At 72.0% G+C, this 22,564-nt stretch carries 18 protein-coding genes, 1 pseudogene and 2 riboswitches; of the genes and pseudogenes, 7 read left to right on the forward strand and 12 right to left on the reverse strand.

Annotated elements, in window-relative coordinates; all coding sequences use genetic code 11:
* Window position 1: 1 nt before the first annotated feature.
* From HFV08_RS27075 to HFV08_RS27105, 7 genes are all read right to left on the reverse strand, one after another.
* Entirely contained in the window at window positions 2-1,102 is a 1,101-nt protein-coding gene (locus tag HFV08_RS27075; RefSeq protein WP_168543078.1) for an ABC transporter ATP-binding protein, read from the reverse strand.
* Window positions 1,099-2,100, reverse strand: a complete 1,002-nt coding sequence (locus tag HFV08_RS27080) for an ABC transporter permease (protein ID WP_040256500.1) — start codon at window positions 2,098-2,100, stop codon at window positions 1,099-1,101. The genes HFV08_RS27075 and HFV08_RS27080 overlap by 4 nt, the downstream gene beginning before the upstream one ends.
* A 112-nt stretch (window positions 2,101-2,212) precedes the next feature.
* On the reverse strand, window positions 2,213-3,976 hold the full coding sequence (locus HFV08_RS27085) for an ABC transporter substrate-binding protein (protein ID WP_168543079.1): 1,764 nt from the start codon (window positions 3,974-3,976) through the stop codon (window positions 2,213-2,215).
* Window positions 3,977-4,070: 94 nt separating this feature from the next.
* Window positions 4,071-5,075 carry an ABC transporter permease gene (locus HFV08_RS27090; protein ID WP_168543080.1) on the reverse strand — a complete coding sequence of 335 codons (1,005 nt, stop codon included), beginning with the start codon at window positions 5,073-5,075 and terminating at the stop codon, window positions 4,071-4,073.
* 453 nt (window positions 5,076-5,528) lie between these two features.
* Window positions 5,529-6,329 (reverse strand): enhanced serine sensitivity protein SseB C-terminal domain-containing protein, encoded by an 801-nt coding sequence (locus HFV08_RS27095; protein ID WP_168543081.1) that lies wholly within the window; start codon window positions 6,327-6,329, stop codon window positions 5,529-5,531.
* Window positions 6,330-6,450: 121 nt separating this feature from the next.
* Entirely contained in the window at window positions 6,451-7,218 is a 768-nt protein-coding gene (locus HFV08_RS27100; protein WP_168543082.1) for an enhanced serine sensitivity protein SseB, read from the reverse strand.
* A 185-nt stretch (window positions 7,219-7,403) separates the two neighbouring features.
* The gene (locus HFV08_RS27105; RefSeq protein ID WP_168543083.1) at window positions 7,404-8,072 is read right to left on the reverse strand and encodes an AAA family ATPase; all 669 of its coding nucleotides are present in this window, start codon (window positions 8,070-8,072) and stop codon (window positions 7,404-7,406) included.
* A gap of 162 nt (window positions 8,073-8,234) precedes the next feature.
* Window positions 8,235-8,331: riboswitch (glycine riboswitch) on the forward strand.
* Window positions 8,332-8,457, forward strand: a riboswitch (glycine riboswitch). It abuts the riboswitch before it with no gap.
* A 37-nt stretch (window positions 8,458-8,494) separates the two neighbouring features.
* Between HFV08_RS27105 and gcvT the strand changes: the two genes are divergently transcribed.
* From gcvT to HFV08_RS27135, 5 genes are all read left to right on the forward strand, one after another.
* Window positions 8,495-9,631 carry a glycine cleavage system aminomethyltransferase GcvT gene (gene gcvT, locus HFV08_RS27110; protein WP_168543084.1) on the forward strand — a complete coding sequence of 379 codons (1,137 nt, stop codon included), beginning with the start codon at window positions 8,495-8,497 and terminating at the stop codon, window positions 9,629-9,631.
* Between the two features lie 148 nt (window positions 9,632-9,779).
* Complete coding sequence (gene gcvH / locus HFV08_RS27115; protein ID WP_168543085.1) at window positions 9,780-10,166, forward strand: glycine cleavage system protein GcvH; 387 nt, start codon at window positions 9,780-9,782, stop codon at window positions 10,164-10,166.
* Window positions 10,167-10,188: 22 nt separating this feature from the next.
* Window positions 10,189-11,451: a serine hydroxymethyltransferase gene (gene glyA / locus HFV08_RS27120; protein ID WP_168543086.1), complete on the forward strand. Its 1,263-nt coding sequence runs from the start codon at window positions 10,189-10,191 to the stop codon at window positions 11,449-11,451.
* A 230-nt stretch (window positions 11,452-11,681) separates the two neighbouring features.
* Window positions 11,682-13,049, forward strand: coding sequence for an L-serine ammonia-lyase (locus tag HFV08_RS27125; RefSeq protein WP_168543087.1), 1,368 nt, complete (start codon window positions 11,682-11,684; stop codon window positions 13,047-13,049).
* A 251-nt stretch (window positions 13,050-13,300) separates the two neighbouring features.
* Entirely contained in the window at window positions 13,301-15,004 is a 1,704-nt protein-coding gene (locus HFV08_RS27135; RefSeq protein ID WP_246342106.1) for a carboxylesterase/lipase family protein, read from the forward strand.
* A gap of 43 nt (window positions 15,005-15,047) precedes the next feature.
* Here HFV08_RS27135 and HFV08_RS27140 read toward each other — a convergent pair whose 3' ends face one another.
* Both HFV08_RS27140 and HFV08_RS27145 read right to left on the reverse strand, forming a co-directional pair.
* A complete protein-coding gene (locus tag HFV08_RS27140) occupies window positions 15,048-15,776 on the reverse strand; it encodes a pyridoxine/pyridoxamine 5'-phosphate oxidase (RefSeq protein ID WP_168543088.1) in 729 nt (242 codons plus the stop codon).
* A gap of 76 nt (window positions 15,777-15,852) precedes the next feature.
* Window positions 15,853-16,722 (reverse strand): winged helix-turn-helix transcriptional regulator, encoded by an 870-nt coding sequence (locus HFV08_RS27145; RefSeq protein ID WP_168543089.1) that lies wholly within the window; start codon window positions 16,720-16,722, stop codon window positions 15,853-15,855.
* Between the two features lie 93 nt (window positions 16,723-16,815).
* Between HFV08_RS27145 and eno the strand changes: the two genes are divergently transcribed.
* Together eno and HFV08_RS27155 are read left to right on the forward strand one after the other, a co-directional pair.
* The gene (gene eno / locus HFV08_RS27150) at window positions 16,816-18,099 is read left to right on the forward strand and encodes a phosphopyruvate hydratase (RefSeq protein WP_168543090.1); all 1,284 of its coding nucleotides are present in this window, start codon (window positions 16,816-16,818) and stop codon (window positions 18,097-18,099) included.
* Between the two features lie 206 nt (window positions 18,100-18,305).
* A complete protein-coding gene (locus tag HFV08_RS27155; RefSeq protein WP_168543091.1) occupies window positions 18,306-19,727 on the forward strand; it encodes an FG-GAP repeat domain-containing protein in 1,422 nt (473 codons plus the stop codon).
* A gap of 468 nt (window positions 19,728-20,195) precedes the next feature.
* Here the strand turns inward: HFV08_RS27155 and HFV08_RS27160 are convergent, their stop codons facing one another.
* The 3 genes and pseudogenes from HFV08_RS27160 to HFV08_RS27170 form a co-directional block, all read right to left on the reverse strand.
* A complete protein-coding gene (locus tag HFV08_RS27160) occupies window positions 20,196-21,311 on the reverse strand; it encodes a YihY/virulence factor BrkB family protein (RefSeq protein ID WP_168543092.1) in 1,116 nt (371 codons plus the stop codon).
* Window positions 21,312-21,497: 186 nt separating this feature from the next.
* Window positions 21,498-22,313, reverse strand: a complete 816-nt coding sequence (locus HFV08_RS27165) for a polysaccharide lyase family 7 protein (RefSeq protein ID WP_168543093.1) — start codon at window positions 22,311-22,313, stop codon at window positions 21,498-21,500.
* Between the two features lie 144 nt (window positions 22,314-22,457).
* Window positions 22,458-22,564 (reverse strand): annotated as a pseudogene (locus HFV08_RS27170) (IS5/IS1182 family transposase); the annotation flags it as partial.

Genomic DNA, 22,564 nt, shown 5'->3' on the forward strand with positions numbered 1-22,564 from the left:
CTCACAGCTTGGGCGCAATCTCTTCGGTCCAGATCTGTTCCCGCTGCTCCGGCGAGAGATGGCAGGCGGCCCAGTGCGCGCTGCCGACCTCGGTCAGCTCGGGGCGGACGGTGCGGGTCAGGTTGTCCTTGGGCAGATCCGCGTACGGGCAGCGCGGGTTGAAGGCGCAGCCGGAGGGGATGTTGATGAGCGACGGCGGCGAGCCCTTGACCGGGATGAGCCGGTCGGTCTGGTCCCGGTCCAGGCGCGGCATCGAGCCGAGCAGGCCCCAGGTGTAGGGGTGGCGGGGCTCGTAGAAGACCTTCTCGGCGGGGCCGCGCTCCACGCACCGGCCGCCGTACATCACCAGGAGGTCGTCGGCCAGTTCGGCGACGACGCCGAGGTCGTGGGTGATGACGATGACGGCGGAGCCGAACTCCTTCTGCAGATCGCGGATGAGGTCGAGGATCTGCGCCTGGACGGTCACGTCGAGGGCGGTCGTCGGCTCGTCGGCGATGAGCAGTTCGGGGTTGTTCACCAGCGACATGGCGATCATCGCGCGCTGGCGCATCCCGCCGGAGAACTCGTGCGGGTAGCTGTCGACGCGCTTGTCGGGCTGCGGGATGCCGACCCGGTCGAGCATCTCGATCGCGCGGCGGCGGGCCGTCTTCTTGTCGACGTCGTGGTGGACCCGGTAGGCCTCCACGATCTGCTTGCCGATCGAGTAGTACGGGTGCAGCGCGGACAGCGGGTCCTGGAAGATCATGGACATCTCGCGGCCGCGCAGCTTGCGCACCTCTTCGGGGCGCGCGGTGAGCAGTTCCTTGCCGTCCAGCCAGATCTCGCCGGACAGCCTGGCTTTTCGCTTCCCGTACTGCCCGGTGGTGTGCAGCCCCATGATGCCGAGCGAGGTCACCGACTTGCCGGAGCCGGACTCGCCGACGATGCCGAGGGTCTTGCCCTTCTCCAGCGTGAAGCTGAGCCCGTCGACGGACTTCACCAGGCCGTCGTCGGTCGGGAAGTGCACCTTGAGGTCGCGTACTTCGAGGAAGGCGGTGGGCGCGTGGGAGTCCGGGGTCCCCGGCTCGCCGACTGCCGCGCCGCTCTTGCTGAGTTGGGTCATGACAGCCTCACGCGGGGGTCGATCACGGCGTACATGATGTCCACGACGAGGTTCGCCACCGCGATCGCGAGTGCCGCGATGAGCGTGACGCCGAGGATCACCGGCAGGTCCTTGTTGCTGATGGCGTCCACCGCCTCGAAGCCGAGCCCCTTCAGTCCGAAGGTCTGCTCGGTGAGGACGGCGCCGCCGAGCAGGGCGCCGAGGTCGAGGCCGAAGACGGTGAGGATCGGGGTCATGGCGGAGCGCAGCGCGTGCTTCCTGATCACGCTGGGCTCGCCGAGTCCCTTGGCCCGGGCGGTGCGGATGTAGTCCTCGCCGAGCACTTCGAGCATGGTCGCTCTGGTGAGCCGCGCGTACATCGCCGCGTAGAGGAAGGCGAGGGCGATCCAGGGCAGGATCAGCGACTGCAGCCAGATGTCGATCCCGTCGGCCCCGGAGAGGTCGTCGTCGATCTTGAGCCAGCCGAGGCTGTGCACGAAGATCCCCATCATCACCATGCCGGTGAAGAAGATCGGCATCGAGACGCCGGACAGGGCGCCGACCATGGCGCTGCGGTCCCAGACGCTGCCCCGGCGGAGCGCGGAGAGCACGCCGATGGCGACGCCGCCGACCAGCCACATCACACAGGCACCGGCCGCCAGCGCGCCGGTGACCGGCAGGGCGTCCTTGAGGGTGTCCCAGACCGGCTCCTCGGTACGGAAGGAGTAGCCGAAGCAGGGCGCGTCGCAGCGCGTCACATCGCCGCCGTTGGCGTAGTCCCGGCCCATCGGGATGCCCTTGACGAAGTCCCAGAACTGGACCAGGACCGGCTCGTCGAGGCCGAGCTTCTGGCGGATCCCCTCCAGCTGCTCGGCGCCGGTCGCCTTGCCCGCGAAGAGCACAGCGGTGTCCTGCCCGGCCCATTTCGGCAACAGGAAGAAGATGGAGAAGGTCGTCAGGAGCACGACCAGCACCATCAGGAGGACGGCGCCCAGGCGCCGGATGAGATATGCAAGCACTGTGCGCGGCCTGGTGGCGGCCGGGATCCGGATCACGGATCCCGGCCGCCACCCGGGCCATCACCTGCCCTTCGGACTGGCGGTTACGGCGACGGTGGGGGAACGGGTTCCGCTACTTCTTCACGCCGAGGGCGACGTAGTCGTAGCGGCCGCTGTACGCGGCGGAGGAGTACACGTTGGTCGCGTTCGCCCCGCGCCAGGAGATGTTCTTCTCGTACAGGAACGGCATCCACACCGCCTGGTCGAGGATCTCCTTGTTCATCTGCTGGTAGATCTCGCCGGCCTTGACCGGGTCGGTCTCGGCGATGGCGTCGTCGAAGGCCTTGTCGACCTTCGGGTCGCTCAGCTGGGCCTCGTTGTAGTTGCCGTTCTCCGAGATGAAGCGGCTGTCCCACAGCGGCTGGCCGAAGCCCTGGCCGGTCGGGAAGTCCGGGCCCCAGCCGCTCATGGTCAGGCCGTAGCCGCGCTTCTTCACGACGGTGGGCGAGCCGGTGATGCTGCTGGCCTCGGCGCCGTCCAGCGGGTCGACGGAGAGCTTGATGCCGACGGCCTTCAGCTGCTCCTGCAGGGCGGTGGCCGCCTCGACCTCACCGGGCTGGTTGGTGCGCGCGGTGACCTTGGTGGAGAAGCCGCCGGGCTTGCCGCACTCCTTCAGCTCGGACTTGGCCTTGGCGGTGTCCGGCTTGCCCTTGCGGGCGACGACGCCGTACGGGTCGTAGTCGGAGTGGCCCTTGATCGCCTTGGGCCAGATGCTGTTGGCGATGTCGCCGGCCGCGAGCGGGCCGCCGCGGGTCTTCTGCAGGCTCTCGAAGTCCGTGGCGTAGAAGATCGCCTTGCGGCAGTGCAGGTTGTCGAAGGGCTTGGCCTTCGTGATGATCGCGACGTAGCGGACGAAGTCCGTCGGCATGTTGTCGACGCTGGACTTGTGGTCCGTGATCGCCGTGGTGCGGCCGGAGGCCGACATGCCGGTGCCGTTGAGGTCGATGTCGTAGTCGCCCTCGATGAGGCGCTTGTCGTTCTCCTCGGCGTTCTTGTTGATGGTGACCGTGATCTTGTCCGGCAGCGCGGGACGGATCGGGTCGGACTCCTTCTTCCAGTTCTCGTTGCGCACCAGCGTGGCGTTCTTGCCGGAGTCGTACGAGGCGAACTTGTACGGGCCCGAGGAGAACGGCTTCTGGGTGTACTTCGACTTGGTGTCCTTGGCCGCCTTCACCGGGGCGCCGGAGGGCATCGCGAGCATCTGCTCGAAGTCGCCGTTGGGCTTGGGCAGCTTGAAGACGATGGTCTGGTCGTCCGGCGTCTCGATCGCCTTCAGGCCGAGGCCGCCCGCGGTCTTGTCCTTGTACGGGCCCTTGTACTCGCCCTTGGGGTCGAGCACGTTCTTCAGATACTGCGGACCGCCGGTGATGACGTCGGTGGCCCAGACCCGGGAGATGCCGTACTTGATGTCCTTGGAGGTCAGCTTGGAGCCGTCCTCCCACGTCAGACCGTCCCGCAGCTTGTACGAGTAGGTCTTGCCGCCGTCCGTGATCTTGGCCTTCTCGGTGGCCAGGTCCGGGACGAGGTTGTTCGAGGCGGCGCCCGGCTTGGTGTCGTAGGTGACCAGGGTACGCGTGTAGAACCGCATGAAGTCCCAGGTCATGCCGTAGTAGGCACGCTGCGGGTCGGTCGAGTCGAAGTCCTGCTTGCCGATGAAGCGGAGCGTGCCGCCCTTGGCCTTCGAGGGGTTGGCGACCTTGCCGATGCCGGCGTTGTACTTGCCGCCCGAGGGCTCGTCGTCGTCGCTGGAGCCACTGCAGGCGGCGGTGCCGACGAGCGCGGCTGCGACGAGGGCCGCACCTGCGGTCAGCCTTCGCTTGGAGAAACCGTGGGACATCTTTCTCGCATCCTCCGAGATTCGCGGTCTGAGGCCGGGCTGCCTGAGAACCATGGGGGACCACCTGACTGCTGTGGCTGGGGGGTTGGGCGGGTCAGCGGGAGCCCTTGGGATCCAGGGCGTCGCGCAGCCCGTCGCCGAAGAGGTTGAAGGCCAGTACCGTCACGAAGATCGCGAGGCCGGGGAAGACCATGAACATCGGGTCGTGCTCGTACATCCCGAGCGCGTCGCGCATCATGCCGCCCCAGGAGGCGGTGGGCGGCCGCACGCCCGCGCCGAGGAAGCTCAGGGCGGCCTCGGTGAGGATGTTCGTGGGGATCATCAGGGTCGCGTAGACGGTGATCGGGGCCACGAGGTTCGGCAGCAGTTCGCGGAAGAGGATGTGGCGGCGGCCGCCGCCGAGGCTGCGCGCGGCCTCCACGTACTCGCGCTCGCGCAGCGAGAGGGTCTGGCCGCGCACGATACGGCCGACATAGGGCCAGCCGAAGAAGCCGATGACCCCGATGAGCACGGCGACGCGCACCCCGGAACCGGTCAGCCCGAGCAGGTCGTCGGGGAGCACCGAGACCAGCGAGATGATGAAGAGCAGCTGCGGGAAGGAGAGCAGCAGGTCCATCGCGCGGCTGATGACCGAGTCCACCCAGCCGCCGAAGTAGCCGGCGATGATGCCGAAGAGGGTGCCGAGCACGACGGCGACCACGGCCGCGAGCACCGCGACGAGGAGCGAGATCCGGGCCCCGTAGACCACCCGGCTGAAGATGTCGCGGCCGGTGTTGGGCTCCACGCCGAAGAGGAAGTCCCCGCTGACGCCGCCGAGATCGCCCTTGGGCAGGTTGGTCAGCTCTTCCAGCTGGTCCTGGTGGAACTCGGTCGGCGGGTGGCCGAGAAGACTGACGATCACCGGGGCGAATATCGCGACCAGGACGAGGAAGACGATGGTGAGACCGCCCGCGAGGGCGACCCTGTCCTGTTTGAGGCGGCGCCAGGCGATCTGTTTGAGGGATCTGCCCTCCACCTTCTTCGCGTCGGCGGCGACTGCCGGGTCGACAGGCGCGGTCGGTTCCATTTCCGCCGTCGTGTCGTGCAATGGCGCCGTCATAGTGGCAGGGACCCCTCTCAACCGGCGGTGGCCGGCGCACACTTGCCGCGGTGGCGGCGTGATCAGTCCGTCGTACGCATTCAGGGTGCAAAGCCCCTGGAGCGGGAGTCTTCAGCGTGCCCCGGATCACGTGCCAGGCCTCACGGTGAATGGATGCCTAACCGTGATGCTGTCTGGGGATTTCCGTTATCCGAACAGAGTGGAACGACCCTCGGACGCGGTGCAGTTGGGGGCAAGCGGCTTCCAAGCCGCCGAAGAGCGCCGTTATGCGCACCAGAGGTGACCAGCGGGGAGGAAACGGCGGACAAGCGGAAGAAAGAGTGAACAGGGGGTGAAGGGGACGCGCGTTCCCGGCCATCCGGCCCGGCTCGCGCGACCGGCCGCTCCGGACCCCGGCCAGATGTCCCCGGCCCGTGCACCCGGTTCCGCCCGGAGAGCCGCGGACGCCCCCGGTCAGAACGCCGCGTGCGGCGGCGGGTAGCCGTAGCCGGTGGCCGGGGGCGGCTGGAGGGGGCCCGGGCCCTGCGGCTCGCGGTCGAAGAAGGGGCGGGCGTGGGCGCGCAGCCACATCGCCACCGGGTCGTGCGGGTCCGAGAGCGCGACCGTGGACACCGGCAGCCCCTCGGGCACCGCGCCGATGCACTGGCGCATCATCGCGCGCACCGCCTCGACGGCGGCGGGCGAGGACTCGTAGACGTCGAGCCCGATGGCCAGATAGGGCGCGCCGAGCGCGGGCTGCACCCAGGCCCGGCGCAGCGAGCGGACCACCGGGGTGCGGTGCGCGTGCTGGCCGAGCAGGGCGTAGAACTGCGGGATGTCGATGGCGGGTTCGCTCAGCCGCAGCGGTCCCGCCGGGTGCCGGTCGAGCCCGGCCGCGATCCGGCGCAGATCGGCCCAGGGGATGCCGACCCCGCCGCCGGGGGCGTGCGGGTTGAGCCAGATCCCGTGCCGGTCGGGGAAGAGCGCGCGGGCGATCTCGGCGCCGCCGACGATCTCGTACGCCCGCATCCAGCCGCTCGCGGTGAGTTCCTGTCCCGAGGTGACGCAGGGCGCGTACTCGGAGCCCTCGACCGTCATGCTGCCGTACTGCGCGTCGGGGGAACCGGCCTGGCCGTGCCAGAGCAGCATCCACACCTGGCCCGCCGGGTCGGCGAGGGCGCGCAGCAGCGATTCGTACGCCTCGTAGCGCCCCGGTGTCACCTGGCGCAGCACGTGCTCGACCTGCCCGACCGCAGCCGTGCCCGACGCACTCACTCCTGACCCGCCCCTTCGTGACCCGTTGAGATACCGGTGGCGCGGAGTCCCTCCGCCGCGCCTGCCCCGGTCATGTAACCAGCTTAGGTCCCGGCCGCCCACCGCCCGGGGCGGCCGGTCGCTAAGCGTCCCGCTGGTAGAAGGGCCGCACCGACTCCCGCAGCCAGTCCGCCACCGGGTCCTGGGCGATGTCGAGCAGGACCAGGTTCACCGGCCAGGGCACCGGGTGCAGACCGAGCGCCCGGCCGAGGGCGTCCATCGGCACGTCCCGGGCGGGCTCCGGGTGCCCGTCCACCTCGACGCCGACGAAAAGCACCGGCTCGCCGTCCTCGACCCGGGCCAGGCAGCGGCGCGCGCTGCGCACCAGGCCGGTGGCCGCGAACTCGGTGGCCGCGGCGGACAGGAAGTCCACCGGGTCCTCCTGCCAGTCCGGCTGGAAGAGCTGCACCCGGCCGCCGTGCGCGGGGCCGTCCAGCTCGGTGCGCCCGGCCCGGCACAGCTCGGCCACCGCGGCGGGCGGCAGCGGGACGCCGACCGTGCCGTCCGGGTTCACCGCGATGCCCATCTGCGGCGGCAGCCCGCGGGCGAACTCCACCGCGGGGGCGATGGTGAACGACATGTGCGCCCCCGCCACCGCGCGCAGCTGCTGCTCGGAGCTGAAGACCGGTACATAGGCCTGGCCCTCGATCTCCAGGGCGGGCAGGTCGAGGCTGGTGCTGCCGGGGCCGCCGCCGGAGGGCAGCGGCACCCACAGGTGGCTGCGGCCGAGCACCTCGACGATCCGGCCGCCCGCGGTGGGCACGCCGAGGGAGGCGGCGAGCACCTCCTCCAGCTCGTTGCCCGGCCAGCCGCTGTGCGGGTGGGGCTGGGGACCCGCCGGTATCTCCATCTGTTCCGTCCTGATGATCAAAGCCGCTTGTCTCGGTTCGCACCTTAACGCCTGCGCCGCGGCCGGGGGTTCCTGTCCACAACCCTGTGCGGTGCGCCGGCGCCGGTCACCGCGGCGCGGCCGCCGCGGACGGCGGCCCGGGCAGGCAACTCCCGTACCGGCGAGGGGTGTTCGGCCGCCCGGGCTCACCCCAGGCGGATCACCGTGAGCCGGTCCGCCGCCTCGCGGTCGAGGAGCACGGCCGAGGTGCAGCCGCCCGGCAGGGTGCCCGCGGCGGCCGAGGAGATCAGCCGGGCGGCCGCCCTGCGGTGCCGGGCGAAGGCGTACCGGGAGACCCGCCGCCCGCGGGTGCGCTGACCGGCCAGCGCCCGCTCGGGGTCGACGTCGAGCAGCAGCAGGTGCAGCCCGCGGCCCCGGCGGGCGGCCTCCCGGGCGAGCCAGCGCCGCACCCAGGCCTGGGTGCCGCAGTCGTGCACCACCAGGCCCTGGCCGGTGCGCAGCGCGCGGCGCAGCCCCCGGTAGTGGTCGAGCCGGGCCAGCGGCCGGTAGAGGGCGTACGGCACCCCCGGCAGCCGGGCCGCCCAGTGCTCGCGGGTCTCCTGGGAGTCGGCCCGCGGCCCGGTCACCACCCGCCGCATCAGCGTGGACTTGCCGCTGCCGGGCAGCCCGGAGACGACGACCAGGTCCCCCTCGGCGAAGCCCAGCTCCCGGGGGGTGCGCCCGCCCCGGCCGCGCAGATCGCGCACCGAACGCACCGCGCGTTCGGGCCTGGCCCGCTCCCCGGCCGGGGCCCCGGCGCGTGCGGGCAGCGGGATGGCGGGTGCCGCCGCGTACGCCCTGGTCCTGTCCCTCATGACCGCCCTCCCTGAGCCCGAGACGGACTCCTTCCCCTGGAGTGTAAAGAGGAGGTAATGGGACGACCAGGGGATTCGGACCGGGATCGGGCGGAGCCGGGGACCTGCCGCTCAGGGGGCCGGGCATGCAATGATGACCGGGCCAACTCCATACAGGCCGCTTGAATCCGCGCGGGAGAGCCCTCAGCCGCCGAGCTGGGGCGCCGAAGGAGCAAGTCCCTCCCTTGAATCTCTCAGGCCCAGATACCGCGCGGGCGAGGCACATCTGAAAAGCGGGCACGGCAGCCTCGGGCGCCGCGCCCCACCCAAGGTGCAAGCCGGACCGGATTCCCCCGGGGATCCGCTACCGGCGAACCTCTCAGGTTCCGATGACAGATGGGGAGGACCTACCTCGCCGACCTGTCCCCGGACTTGGAGCCTGCATGAGCACCACCATCCGCCGCACCGCCCTCGACGCCGTGCACCGCGCGCTCGGCGCGACGATGACCGACTTCGCGGGCTGGGACATGCCGCTGCGGTACGCCAGCGAGCGCGAGGAGCACCAGGCCGTACGGACCCGGGCCGGACTCTTCGACCTCTCGCACATGGGCGAGATCACGGTCACCGGGCCCCAGGCCGTCGAGCTGCTCGACTTCGCCCTGGTCGGCAACATCTCCAGCGTCGGCGCCGGCCGCGCCCGCTACACGATGATCTGCCGGGAGGACGGCGGCATCCTCGACGACCTGATCGTCTACCGCCTGGACTCCGGCGAGGGCCCGCGCGAGTACATGGTCGTCGCCAACGCCTCCAACGCTCAGACCGTCCTGGACGCCCTCACCGAGCGCGCCGCCGGCTTCGACGCCGAGGTCCGCGACGACCGCGAGGCCTACGCCCTGCTCGCCGTGCAGGGCCCCGAGTCCCCCGGCATCCTCGCCTCGCTGACCGACGCCGACCTGGACGGCCTCAAGTACTACGCGGGCCTGCCCGGCACCGTCGCCGGGGTCCCCGCCCTGATCGCCCGCACCGGCTACACCGGCGAGGACGGCTTCGAGCTGTTCACCGAACCGCAGCACGCCGAGAAGCTCTGGCAGGCGCTGACCGAGGCGGGCGCGGACAAGGGCCTCGTCCCCTGCGGCCTCTCCTGCCGGGACACCCTGCGCCTGGAGGCGGGCATGCCGCTGTACGGGCACGAGCTGAGCACCGCGCTCACCCCCTTCGACGCCGGTCTCGGCCGGGTCGTGAAGTTCGAGAAGAAGTCCGGCGAGGTGCCCTTCGTCGGCCGCGAGTCCCTGCTCGCCGCCGCCGGGCGCGCCGAGCAGGACCCGCCGCGCCGCCTGGTCGGCCTGATCGCCGAGGGCCGCCGGGTCCCGCGTGCCGGATACCCCGTGGTCGCGGACGGCAAGGTGATCGGCGAGGTCACCTCCGGCGCGCCCTCCCCGACGCTGGGCAAGCCGATCGCCATGGCCTACGTCGACGCCGCGCACGCCGAGCCGGGCACCCCCGGTGTGGGCGTGGACATCCGGGGCAGCCACGAACCGTACGAGGTCGTGGCGCTCCCCTTCTACAAGCGGCAGAAGTAGTTCCCTGGCAGCAGGCCCGCCGGCCGCGCGTTTTCGGCCACGGCGGGTCCGCCCGGGCGCGCGGACGTGACGTACGTCCCTGCCCCCGTCTCGCATCGCAAGACCATCCGTTCCTCAGCACCGCCCCGCGTACAGGAGAATTCAGGTCATGAGCAACCCCCAGCAGCTGCGTTACAGCAAGGAGCACGAGTGGCTCTCGGCGGCCGAGGACGGCGTCTCGACGATCGGTATCACCGAGTTCGCGGCGAACGCGCTCGGCGACGTCGTCTACGCCCAGCTCCCGGAGGTCGGCGACAGCGTCACGGCCGGTGAGACCTGTGGTGAGCTGGAGTCCACCAAGTCGGTCAGCGACCTCTACTCCCCCGTGACGGGCGAGGTGACCGAGATCAACGAGGACGTCGTGAACGACCCGGGCCTCGTCAACACCCAGCCCTTCGAGGGCGGCTGGCTGTTCAAGGTGCGCGTCGGCGAGGAGCCGGGCGACCTGCTCTCCGCCGAGGAGTACGCCGCCTTCTCCGGCTCGTCCGATAACTGAGCCCGTCCGACAGGGAGCCGTGATGTCGCTTCTCAACACCCCTCTGCACGAACTCGACCCGGATGTCGCCGCCGCCGTCGACGCCGAGCTGGACCGCCAGCAGTCCACCCTGGAGATGATCGCCTCGGAGAACTTCGCCCCCGTCGCCGTGATGGAGGCGCAGGGCTCGGTCCTCACCAACAAGTACGCCGAGGGCTACCCCGGCCGCCGCTACTACGGCGGCTGCGAGCACGTCGACGTGGTCGAGCAGATCGCGATCGACCGCGTCAAGGAGCTGTTCGGCGCCGAGCACGCCAATGTGCAGCCCCACTCGGGCGCGCAGGCCAACGCCGCCGCGATGTTCGCGCTGCTGAAGCCGGGCGACACGATCATGGGCCTGAACCTGGCCCACGGCGGTCACCTGACCCACGGCATGAAGATCAACTTCTCCGGCAAGCTCTACAACGTCGTCGCCTACCACGTGGACGACAAGACCGGCCAGGTCGACATGGCCGAGGTCGAGCGCCTCGCCAAGGAGTCCAAGCCGAAGCTGATCGTGGCGGGCTGGTCCGCGTACCCGCGGCAGCTGGACTTCGCCGCCTTCCGCCGGATCGCGGACGAGGTCGGCGCCTATCTGATGGTCGACATGGCCCACTTCGCGGGCCTGGTGGCGGCCGGGCTGCACCCCAACCCGGTGCCGCACGCCCACATCGTGACCACCACCACGCACAAGACCCTCGGCGGACCCCGCGGCGGGGTGATCCTCTCCACTGCCGAGCTGGCCAAGAAGATCAACTCGGCGGTCTTCCCGGGTCAGCAGGGCGGCCCCCTGGAGCATGTGATCGCCGCCAAGGCGGTCTCCTTCAAGGTCGCTGCCTCGGCGGACTTCAAGGAGCGCCAGGAGCGCACCCTGGCCGGTTCCCGGATCATCGCCGAGCGCCTGGTCGCCGAGGACGTCCGCGAGGCCGGGGTCTCGGTGCTGTCCGGCGGCACCGACGTCCACCTGGTCCTGGTCGACCTGCGCGACAGCGAGCTGGACGGCCAGCAGGCCGAGGACCGCCTCCACGAGGTCGGCATCACGGTCAACCGCAACGCCGTCCCGAACGACCCGCGCCCGCCGATGGTCACCTCCGGCCTGCGCATCGGCACCCCGGCCCTGGCCACCCGCGGCTTCGCCGAGGAGGACTTCGCCGAGGTCGCCGACATCATCGCCGAGGTGCTCAAGCCCACCTTCGACAAGGACGCCCTCGCCGCCCGGGTCACCGCCCTGGCCGCGAAGCACCCGCTCTACCCGGGCCTGAAGTAGGCTGCCCGCCCGGGGCCCCGCCCCGGAAGGACAAGCAGTCCGTTCTGACGTAGTACGTACGGAACGTACGATTGTCCGGGTGCCGCCCACCCGGCGGCACCCGGACGCCCCCGGCCGGCCCGTTCCACCACCCCTGCCGGCCGACCCGGGCCCGCACGACCCGCACGCACCACCTCTGCACGCACCCCACGCGACGGACAACGGCGTCCGCCACCCAGGAGGAGTCCCCCGTGGCCATCTCGGTCTTCGACCTGTTCTCGATCGGCATCGGCCCGTCCAGCTCCCACACGGTCGGCCCGATGCGCGCGGCACGGATGTTCGCCGCCCGCCTGAAGAACGAGGGCCTGCTCGCCCACACCACCGCGGTCCGCGCGGAGCTGTACGGCTCCCTCGGCGCCACCGGCCACGGCCACGGCACCCCCAAGGCGGTACTCCTCGGCCTGGAGGGCGAGTCCCCGCGCACCGTGGACGTCGAGAAGGCGGACGCCCGGGTGGAGTCGATCAAATCCACCGGGCGGATCAACCTGCTCGGCGCCCACGAGATCGACTTCAGCTTCGACGGCGACCTGAAGCTGCACCGCCGCAAGGCCCTGCCCTTCCACGCCAACGGCATGACGCTGTGGGCCCGCGACACCGAGGGCGGCGTCCTCCTGGAGAAGACGTACTACTCGGTCGGCGGCGGCTTCGTCGTGGACGAGGAGGCCGTCGGCGCCGACCGCATCAAGCTCGACGACACCCCGCTGACGTACCCCTTCCGGACCGGCGACGAACTGCTCCGGCTCTCCCGCGAGACCGGTCTGTCCATCTCCTCGCTGATGCTGGAGAACGAGAAGGCCTGGCGCGGCGAGGACGAGATCCGCGCCGGGCTCCTGGAGATCTGGGAGGTCATGCGCGCCTGCGTCGCGCGCGGCATGTCCCAGGAGGGCCTGCTCCCGGGCGGCCTCAAGGTCCGCCGCCGCGCCGCCACCTCGGCCCGCCAGCTGCGCGCCGAGGGCGACCCGCTGGCGCACGCCATGGAGTGGATCACCCTCTACGCGATGGCCGTCAACGAGGAGAACGCCGCCGGGGGCCGGGTGGTGACCGCTCCCACCAACGGCGCCGCCGGGATCATCCCCGCAGTCCTGCACTACTACGTGAACTTCGTGCCCAGCGCCGACGAGGACGGGGTGGTGCGCTTCCTGCTCGCCGCGGGCGCCATCGGCATGCTCTTCAAGGAGAACGCCTCCATCTCCGGCGCCGAGGTCGGCTGCCAGGGCGAGGTCGGCTCCGCCTGCTCGATGGCCGCGGGCGCCCTCGCCGAGGTCCTCGGCGGCAGCCCCGGTCAGGTGGAGAACGCCGCCGAGATCGGCATGGAGCACAACCTCGGCCTGACCTGCGACCCGGTGGGCGGCCTGGTCCAGATCCCCTGCATCGAGCGCAACGGCATGGCCGCGGTGAAGGCCGTCACCGCCGCCAAGATGTCCATGCGCGGCGACGGCAGCCACCTCGTCTCCCTCGACAAGGTGATCAAGACCATGAAGGACACCGGCGCCGACATGTCCGTCAAGTACAAGGAGACGGCGCGGGGCGGGCTCGCGGTGAACATCATCGAGTGCTAGGCGATCGGCCCTGACCGGCGCACACGTACCTTTTGGCGCTGTCAGGGCCTTCCCTGCCCACGCGGCGGAAAGTCCCTGGGAGATCTCCCGGGAAGGGGCTTTCGACCTTGGAACAGCGGCTGCCCGCCCTCTCCCCCACGCCGCCGTCTGCGCCGAAGCGGACGCGGCGGGGTCGGCGAACTCCAGCACCTCGCACGCGAGTCGGACGCCCTCTCCGTCGCCCGCCCCGCCGTGGCGGCGGTGCTCGCCCGATGGCCGGCCCCACCCGCGACACCACCGCCGGCCGCGTCCGCGACGACCTGCGCAACCTGGCGCGCCGCACCAGCCGGTCCACGGACGAGGTCTTGGTCGAGTACGTTCTCGAACGGTTCCTCTACCTCCTGCTCACCCTCAACGAGAGGCACCACCAGAGCAGCGAGCAGCGAGCAACACGACCAGACGAGAAGGAGGAACGGGACGCGATGACACAGCAGCCGGTCGTCAGCACCGCGTACGGCTCCGTGCGCGGGACCCTGGCCGAGGGGGAGGTCGCCGCCTTCAAGGGGATCCCCTACGCGGCGCCCCCGGTCGGCGCCCTCCGCTTCCGGCCGCCGGAGCCGCCCGCCCGGTGGGGCGGCGTACGAGAGGCGGGGGCCTACGGGCCGACCGCGCCGAAGGCCCCGTACGCGCCGCCCCTGGACGCGCTGCTGCCCGAGGTCGACATCCCCGGTGACGACTTCCTGAACCTCAATGTCTGGACCCCGGACACCGGTGGGCGGCTGCCGGTGATGGTGTGGGTGCACGGCGGCGGCTTCGTCAACGGCTCCGGGTCGGCACCCGTCTACGACGGCACCCGCTTCGCGCTCCACGGGGTCGTCCTGGTCACCCTCAACTACCGTCTGGGCGCGGACGGTTTCCTGTACCTCGGGGACGGGGCGAGCCCCAACCTCGGGCTCCTGGACCAGATCGCCGCCCTGGAGTGGGTGGCCGGGAACATCGCCGCCTTCGGCGGGGACCCGGGCCAGGTCACCGTCTTCGGGGAGTCCGCCGGTGCCATGAGCATCGGCGCGCTGCTGGCGACGGAGCGCGCCGCCGGTCTCTTCCACCGGGCGGTCCTGCAGAGCGGCGCCGCCCACCATGTGCTCACCCCGGACACCGCCCACCGCCTCGGCCGGCACCTGGCCGAACTCCTCGGGGTGGAGCCCACCCGGCAGGCGCTCGCGGCCGTACCGACCGGTGAACTCGTGCTGGCGCAAAGGGAGTTGCGGGGCCTGACCGTGGCCGACCCGGAGCGCTGGGGCGAGGCGGCGCTCAACCTCATGCCCTTCGAACCGGTCGTCGACGGCGCACTGCTCCCCACCGCGCCGCATGCCGCGATCGCCGCGGGCGCCGGTGCCGGGGTGGACCTCCTGCTCGGCTCCAACAGCGACGAGTTCCGCCTCTTCCTCACCCCGAACGGCGTCCTCGACCAGGTCACCGACGCCGCCCTGCACCGCGCCACCGCCGCCTACGGCCTCGACCCCGAAGAGGCCCTGGCCGTCTACCGCGCCGCCCGCCCCGGTGCCACCCCCGGCGAACTCCTCGCCGCGGTCGCCACCGACTGGTTCTACCGGATCCCCGCCGTCCGCCTCGCCGAGGCCCGCACCGCGCACCGGGCCGCCTCGGCCCACCTGTACGAGTTCGCCTGGCGGCCCCCGACCTACGGCGGCCGCCTGGGCGCCTGCCACGCCGCCGAGATCCCCTTCGTCTTCGACAATCTCCAGGAGGGCTCCTTCGCCGGGATCCTCGGCACCGAGCCGCCGGGGCAGCTCGCCGAGGCCATGCACCGCGCCTGGGTCTCCTTCGCCACCACCGGCGACCCGGGCTGGGCGCCCTACGACACCGCCACCCGCCCGGTGATGCGCTTCGACACCGCGCCGGAGCTCGTCCACGACCCGCGCGGCGCGGAGCGTGCCCTCTGGGAGGGCCGCCGCTGAACGGACAACTGCGCCGGGAAGAGGGGCAGTTCACCCTGGCGGGCTACGGCCACAGCAGGTGGCGTTCCCAGGGGTGGTGGCGGTCGGGGCGTTCGTAGCGCAGGCGCTTGTGGAGGCGGTCCTCGGCCGCCTGCCAGAACTCGATCCGGGCCGGGACGAGGGTGTGCAGCGTCCACTCGGGGCTGACCAGGGCGGGGTCCGCCTCGATGCGGGCCAGCGCCGCGCGGAAGGCGCCCTCGCGTTCCCCGGCGCTCTCCAGGTGCTCGCTCTGGCGGCCCAGGAGCGCTTCGGCGCGGGCCGAGGGCGCGCGGGCGAGCAGATCGGCGGCGCTCTGCTCGGCGGAGGCGGGCGCGACCGTGCCGCGCACCCGTACCTGGCGGGCCCGTTGCGGCCAGTAGAAGGTGAGCGCCGCGCGAGGGTGCTCGGCCAGCTGGCGGCCCTTGGGGCTGTGGGCGTGGGCGGCGAACTGCCAGCCCTCGGCGTCCACGTTCTTGAGGATGAGCACCCGGGCGTCCGGGCCGCCGTCCTCGCCGACCGTCGACAGCGTCATCGCGTGCGCCTCCGGCACCCCCGCGGCGACCGCCTCCCGCAGCCACCCGAGGAACAGCTCGACGGGATCGGCCGGGGCCCGGGAGGGGTCGAAGTCGGCGGGCGGTCCCGCGAACACCGGCAGGCCGCGCAGCCAGTCACGTACCGCGGGGGGCTTCTCCGCGGCGTCCTGCGCGGCGGGGTGGTGGCCGGTCCGGGCGGGGGCGGTCGGGTCGTCTTTCATGGGGCACGGTCTCCTTCACCGGGATGTACGGAAGTCGGTCGAGGTGGATCGAGCGGGTTGCCGCGGCCGGTCCCGCTCACTCGGTCGGGACGCAGTCCACGGCCAGGCGCAGGCTCTCGCCGACCGCCTGGGGGATGTCGTCGACCGGGAACAGGACGTGGCGTACGGTCCGTTCGGCGTCGGCGACCAGGACCAGGCGCTTGTGGCGCAGACGGCCCGCGCCCTGGAACATCGGCAGCCGCAGCGCCGTCGCCCAGCGGTGGCCGGCGTCGGAGAGCAGCGGGTACGGGAGCTGCTCGGCGCGGGCGAACTCCGCCTGTTCGTGGGGTAGTTGGGTGCTGATGCCGCGCAGGGCCAGGCCCGCCCGCCGGACGTCGGGCCAGGCCTCGCGAAAGAGCCGGGTCTGCGCCGTGCAGCCGACGGCGCCGGGTATCGGCGGCTCACCCCAGTCGACGCCGGTGCCGGGGTAGGTGAACAGCACGGTGGCGGCGGCGTCCGGGTCGAGCAGGGGCAGCTCCGGGCCCCGGCTGCCGGGGAGGTGGAGTCCCTCGGGCAGGCGGGTGCCGACCAGGGCGTGCACGCGCGCCCGTTCGGCGCCGTCCCCGGCCGCGGTCGCGGTGAGTGCGCCGTCGCCGAGCACCCACCGGTCGCCCCAGTCCTGCATCGCGGCCAGCACCGGCAGCAGCGCGGCCCCGGCGTCGGTGAGCAGGTACTCGTAGCGCACCGGGCGCCGCTGGTAGAGGCCCCGGCGCAGCACCCCCTGGGCGACGAGCCCGCCGAGCCGCTCGGTGAGCACCTTGCGGGAGAGGCCGAGTTCGGCGGCGAGCGCGTCGAACCGGACCCGCCCGCGGGCGATCTCGCGCAGCACCAGGACGTTCCACCAGTCCCCCAGGACCAGGGCGGACTGGGCGATGCCGCAGTTCTCGTCGGCGTTGTGCATCCTCATGCCCCCATAGTAAGTTCCTTTTCGGGACTCACTATGTTTCTCACTGAAACTTATCGCCTGCCCTCGGGCGGGCCCAGCGTGGGGAGTTGCACCGTGACCGCCATCAGCCGCGTCATCGCCCGGGAGATCATCGACAGCCGGGGCAACCCGACCGTGGAGGTCGACGTGGAGCTCAGGGACGGCTCACTCGGCCGCGCGGCCGTGCCCTCCGGCGCGTCCACCGGCGCGCGGGAGGCCGTCGAACTCCGCGACGGCGACGCGGCACGCTTCCACGGCAAGGGCGTACGGCGGGCCGTGGACGCGGTGAACGAGAGCATCGCGGACGCCGTGATCGGGCTCGACGCGGAGGACCAGGCCGCCGTCGACCACACCATGATCGAACTGGACGGTACGGACACCAAGGCGCGGCTCGGCGCCAACGCCCTGCTCGGTGTCTCCCTGGCCACCGCCAAGGCGGCCGCGGCGGCCCACCGGCTGCCGCTCTACCGCTACCTCGGCGGGGTCGACGCCCGGCTGCTCCCGGTACCGATGATGAACATCGTCAACGGCGGCGCGCACGCCGACAATCCGCTGGACTTCCAGGAGTTCATGATCGCCCCGATCGGCGCGGCGAACTTCGCCGAGGCCGTCCGCATGGGCTCGGAGGTCTTCCACACCCTGCGCCGGGACCTGCTCGACGCGGGCCACAACGTCAACGTCGGCGACGAGGGCGGCTTCGCACCCGAACTGCGCACCGCCGACGAGGCCCTGGAGCACGTGGTGCGCGCCATCGAGCGCTCCGGCTACAAGCCCGGCACCGACCTCACCCTCGTGATGGACCCGGCCGGCTCGGAGTTCTTCCGCGACGGTGTCTACGACTACCGGGGCGAGGGCGTCCGCCGCACCCCCGCCGAGCACGCCGACCACCTCGCCGGACTGGTCGACCGCTATCCCGTCGCCTCCCTGGAGGACCCGATGGCCGAGGACGACCACGAGGGCTGGGCGGCCCTCACCGCCCGCCTGGGCGAGCGCTGCCAGCTCACCGGCGACGACGTCTTCTGCACCAGCGAGACCCTGCTGCGCGCGGGCATCCGCGACGGCATCGCCAACTCCGTGCTGGTGAAGGTGAATCAGATCGGCACCCTGACGGAGACCCTGGCCACCGTGTCCACCGCCCACCGCGCCGGCTACACCGTGGTCATGTCCCACCGCTCCGGCGAGACCGAGGACACCACCATCGCCGACCTGGCCGTCGCCACCGGCTGCGGCCAGATCAAGACCGGCTCGCTCTCCCGCTCCGACCGCACCGCCAAGTACAACCAACTGGTGCGCATCGAAGAGGAGTTGGGCTCCCAGGCGCGTTACGCGGGCCGCGAGGCCCTGGGCCTGCGCCGCTGACACCGGCGCCTCCGCCGAACCGGCACCCGCCTCAACTCCCCCACCGGCACCGGCCCTTCCGCGCGCCCGGTCAGGCCCACGCGGCAGCACCTCACCCGAATCGGCCCCCACCTCGTACAACCTCCCAGGCCGGACAGGGGTCTTGCCCCCGCGGGACGAGCATCCCCCGTCTCCGCGACCGCCTGCCGACCGACCGAGAAGGAACCATGCGCCACCGCCACCACGCCGCCCCCGTCCTCGCCGTCACCCTCGCCGCGGGGCTGCTCACCGCGCTGCCCGCGCACGCCGCGCCCGCCCCCGCCCCGGCTCCCCGCGGCCAGAGCGATGTGAACGGGGACGGCTACGGCGACCTCGTGACCGCTTCCGAAGCCGCGGTGGCCGGGGCCCGGGGGGCCGGGGCGGTCGTCGTGCACACCGGCGGCTCCGGCGGGATCGCGTCCGGCAGAAGACAGATCGTCACCCAGGACTCGCCCGGGGTCCCCGGCGCCCCGGAGGAGGACGACCAGTTCGGCTCGGCGCTCGCCACCGGGGACCTGAACGGGGACGGCTTCACCGATGTCGTCGCCGGGACCCCGCACGAGAAGGTCGGCGAGGACGCGGACGGCGGCACCGTCGCCGTGCTGTGGGGGTCCAAGTCCGGGATCGGCGGCGGTACGACGCTGCCCGACCCGGCTCCCGAGGCGCACGACGCCTACGGCAGCCGCGTGGCCGTCGGCGACTTCGACGGCGACGGGCACCCCGAGCTCGCGGTCGGCTCCGCCGGTGACGATGTGTGGATCTTCGACGGCGTCACCGCGGCGGGAGCCGAGGGGCGCCGGGAGCTCACGACCGATATCGCACCGGACAGTTCGGAGTACTACCGCTCGCTCGCGGTCGGGGACTTCGACGCGGACGGCCGGGACGATCTCGTGGTGGGCGGCCGCTACGACAAGGACGGCACCTACGACGGGGCTTCGCTCGTCTACCCGGGCGCCTTTGGTGCGTACACCGCCCTGCCGGACGAGGCGCACGCGGCCGTGACGGGCGACTTCGACGGCGACGGGCGGGACGACCTGCTCCTCGGCTCCCCCGACGACAACGAGGTGACCGTCTACCCGGGCGGCGCCGGGGGCCTGCGGCCCACCGGGGGCCGGACCCTCACCCAGGACAGCGCCGGGGTCCCCGGTGTCACCGAGCCCGAGGACGCCTTCGGTGAGGCGGTCGCGGCGGGTGACGTGGACGGCGACGGCTACGACGACGCGGCCGTCGGCGTGGAGTTCGAGACCGTCGGCACGGTACCCAACACCGGCGAGGTCGTGCTGCTGCGCGGCTCGGCCGGGGGCCTCACCGGCACCGGGGCGCAGGTCGTGCACCAGGACACCGCGGGCGTCCCGGGCGCAGGCGAGCCCTACGACCGCTTCGGTTCCGCCGTGCGCCTGACCGACACCGACCGGGACGGCCGCGCCGACCTGGCCGCCGCCGCTCCCATGGAGAACACGAGCAACGGGGCGCTGTGGAGCCTGCGGGGCTCCGCGCATGGCGTGGGGACCTCGGGCGCGGTCAGCTTCTCGGCGGCCACCGCGGGGATCTCGAAGGAGCCGTACACCTACTTCGGCCGCTCCATGCCGACGAGCGCACACGGTTCCTGACCGGCCGGCCGCAGGGCGCGTCCGTCCCCGGCCCCGGCTCGTTCACACGGTGGGGGGCGGGTGCGCGGGCATGAGAGGCGGGGGCAGGGGCCGCCGCCTCAGCCCGAGGGCTCGGACTCCGTCTCGGGGGACCGCTGCCGGGGGATCAGGGCCTCGGCGTAGCGGGACACCCCTCGGGAGGTGCGCGGCGCCGGTCCGAAGGTTCCGCTGGCGATCCGCGCCGGGGGCCGGCCGCCGGGCCGCCGGTCGTTCGCGGGTAACTCCCCGGGGGGAGTGGGGGATTCCGTCGCACTGGTCACATGCAGATCTTGGGGGTGCCGGACAGCGTGGTCAAGACCGGATGGGCGGCGGCCGATCCGGTTCGGGACAAGGCCCTGTATTCGTGAGGGACCACCCCAGAAGCAGCTGTTCAGGGCGAAGGGAACCGCGGCGGACGGGCGGTTTCCGGGCCCGGGAGCGGTGGCGGTCTCAGGCGGTACGGGAGCGCTTCTCGGGCTTCGGCGCGGTGCGTTCCGGTACCTGGATCTCGCGTTCGGCGCCCGGGGTGCCCTCGGCCAGCTCCCGGCTGCGCTCCCGCTCGGCGTTGAACTCGGCGCCGAGCAGGACGGCCAGGTTCGTGATCCACAGCCAGACCAGGAAGACGATGACGCCGCCGAGCGCCCCGTAGGTCTTGTTGTACGTACCGAAGTACGCGGCGTAGAAGGTGAAGCCCACGGAGGCCAGGAGCCACAGGACGAGGGCCAGGACGGCGCCCGGCACCACGGACTTCACGCCGCGCAGGCGGGCGTTGGGCGCGGCGTAGTAGAGCACGGTGAACATGAGCACGACGACAAGAAGCAGCACCGGCCACTTCGCCCAGTTCCACACCGTCACCGCGGCGTCGCCCGCGCCGACGGCCGAGCCGACCTCCTCGGCGAGCGGCCCGCTGACCACCAGGGCGAGGAGCACCAGGGCCTGGAGCAGGACGAGGACCAGCGTCACCAGCATCTGGAGCGGGCGGAGCTTGAAGAAGGACCGGCCCTCCTCGACCTCGTAGATGCGGTTGGCGGCGCGGATGAAGGCGCCGATGTAGCCGGAGGCGGTCCACAGCGAGGAGAGGAGGCCGACGACCAGCAGGACGGAGCCGGTGCTGCGGCTCTCGGCGAGCTGGTCGAGGGGGCCCTTGAAGGTGTCGACCGCGGAGTCGGGGCCGATCCTGGCGATGAGGTCGGTGGCCTTCTCGACGAGGGTCTCCGGATCCATGACCACGCTGACGAGGGCCACCAGCGCGATCAGCGCGGGGAAGACGGAGAGCACCGCGTAGTAGGTCAGGGCGGCGGCGGAGTCCGGGAGGTTGTCCTCCTGGAACTCGGCCAGGGTGCGCCTCAAGGTGGCGCCGAGGTCCCCGCGGCGCTTGTGCGGAGGGCCCAGCGGGCTCCGGCCGCTGCGCTTCTGCCCGTCCAGGCGCCCGGCGGCATGCGCGTCCGGCAGCCCGGCGTCGTGCCCGTCCGGCAGCCCGTCCCGCTGCCCGTCCGCGCCGGGCCCGGCCAGCGGCTCACGACCGCGCTCCGGCGGCCCGTCGCCCTCGGCGTGTGCAGCAGACATGGGGACCTCTCTCCTCGGCCGCCCCCTGGTGCTGAGGCCGGCCTTTTCGGCATCGGAGCCCGGGTGCCCCTGAGCGGCGCCGTCATGCCTGCCGAGACGGGAAATCGGTGGCGGCGGCAGAACTCCGCCCGCGAGGGGATCGCGGGCGGAGCCGGTGGTGCGGGGGGGCGGGCCGGTGCCGGACCGTCAGTCCTCGTGGGTGACGCTCACCTCGTGCATCTCGACCTCGCCGTAGTTGTCCTCGCTGCACGGGGAGGAGTTCTCGCAGCGGGCCTGGGTGTAGGCGCCCGCCTTGAAGTAGTTGCTGGAGTCGGAGGATTCGAGGGTGGTCTCCAGCTCACCGTTGTAGTACACCTCGATCTCGCCGTCCTCCACGACATAGCCGAACTCGAAGACCGTGCCCAGCTCGTAGTCGTCGGTGATCAGATGGTGGTGGGTGGTGTCCCCCTCGGTGACGTAGAGCTTGGAGCCCTCCAGGCGCAGGGCGGTGACATCGTCGTCGCCGCCGTGGATCTGGGCGCCGACCACGTGCGGCTTGTCCTCCGGGAGGTGGGTGAAGGCCTCCCGGACGGTCAGGGTGTGCCTGCCGGAGGTCGAGGACCACTCGATCTCGTCCTCGCCGTCGCTCTCCATCTCGCGCAGCTCGGTACGGGGGTTGCTCGAACCCCCGGTGGTGACCCCGTTGACCGGGGCGCGGAAGCGGACCGCGTCCCCGGAGTCGGCGACCTTGAAGTAGGGGTCCTTGACGTAGTCGTCGAGCTCCGGCTGGAAGATCTCGGTGGGGTCCTCCTCCTCACCGATGGGCAGCGTCAGCTTCCAGTTGCCGAGCTCCAGCACCTCGGACGGCAGCGCGGCCCGCTGGCCCCCGGCGCCGGACTGCGTACCGGTGGCCTGGGCGGAGCCCGGCGCGAGGAGCGCCGCCACGACCACAGCGAGCGGGACGGCCGCCGCCAGGGAACGCCGGGCACGGGTGCCGGTACGGGACGAACGGATCTCTGTCACGGGAGTGAACCTCCGTAGGGGAAGGGCGAGTTCACCGGTACCGCCGGGTGCTTCCGCCGGTACCTGCGGCCTGTCGCGGGTGACCGTAGAGGGGGTGCGACGGGGAGGGTCCCGCCGGGTGGGGGCTAGGTGCTGTCCGGCGGATCACTGGCGGAGCCAAAGTCGAATGGCCGCGGCGGTGACGGTGCCGTGGAAGACGTAGGCCCGCTTGTCGTAACGGGTCGCGACCGCGCGGGAGTTCTTGAGTCGGT

This window comes from Streptomyces physcomitrii (genome assembly GCF_012273655.1).
Classification (GTDB): domain Bacteria; phylum Actinomycetota; class Actinomycetes; order Streptomycetales; family Streptomycetaceae; genus Streptomyces; species Streptomyces physcomitrii.

Bases quoted from the DNA above. Each gene is read 5' to 3' on its own strand.
- HFV08_RS27075 (WP_168543078.1), bottom strand. From the start codon at position 1,102: ATGACCCAACTCAGCAAGAGCGGCGCGGCAGTCGGCGAGCCGGGGACC.
- HFV08_RS27085 (WP_168543079.1), bottom strand. From the start codon at position 3,976: ATGTCCCACGGTTTCTCCAAGCGAAGGCTGACCGCAGGTGCGGCCCTC.
- HFV08_RS27090 (WP_168543080.1), bottom strand. From the start codon at position 5,075: ATGACGGCGCCATTGCACGACACGACGGCGGAAATGGAACCGACCGCG.
- HFV08_RS27100 (WP_168543082.1), bottom strand. From the start codon at position 7,218: ATGGAGATACCGGCGGGTCCCCAGCCCCACCCGCACAGCGGCTGGCCG.
- HFV08_RS27105 (WP_168543083.1), bottom strand. From the start codon at position 8,072: ATGAGGGACAGGACCAGGGCGTACGCGGCGGCACCCGCCATCCCGCTG.
- gcvT (WP_168543084.1), top strand. From the start codon at position 8,495: ATGAGCACCACCATCCGCCGCACCGCCCTCGACGCCGTGCACCGCGCG.
- gcvH (WP_168543085.1), top strand. From the start codon at position 9,780: ATGAGCAACCCCCAGCAGCTGCGTTACAGCAAGGAGCACGAGTGGCTC.
- glyA (WP_168543086.1), top strand. From the start codon at position 10,189: ATGTCGCTTCTCAACACCCCTCTGCACGAACTCGACCCGGATGTCGCC.
- HFV08_RS27135 (WP_246342106.1), top strand. From the start codon at position 13,301: ATGGCCGGCCCCACCCGCGACACCACCGCCGGCCGCGTCCGCGACGAC.
- HFV08_RS27140 (WP_168543088.1), bottom strand. From the start codon at position 15,776: ATGAAAGACGACCCGACCGCCCCCGCCCGGACCGGCCACCACCCCGCC.
- HFV08_RS27145 (WP_168543089.1), bottom strand. From the start codon at position 16,722: ATGAGGATGCACAACGCCGACGAGAACTGCGGCATCGCCCAGTCCGCC.
- HFV08_RS27155 (WP_168543091.1), top strand. From the start codon at position 18,306: ATGCGCCACCGCCACCACGCCGCCCCCGTCCTCGCCGTCACCCTCGCC.
- HFV08_RS27160 (WP_168543092.1), bottom strand. From the start codon at position 21,311: ATGTCTGCTGCACACGCCGAGGGCGACGGGCCGCCGGAGCGCGGTCGT.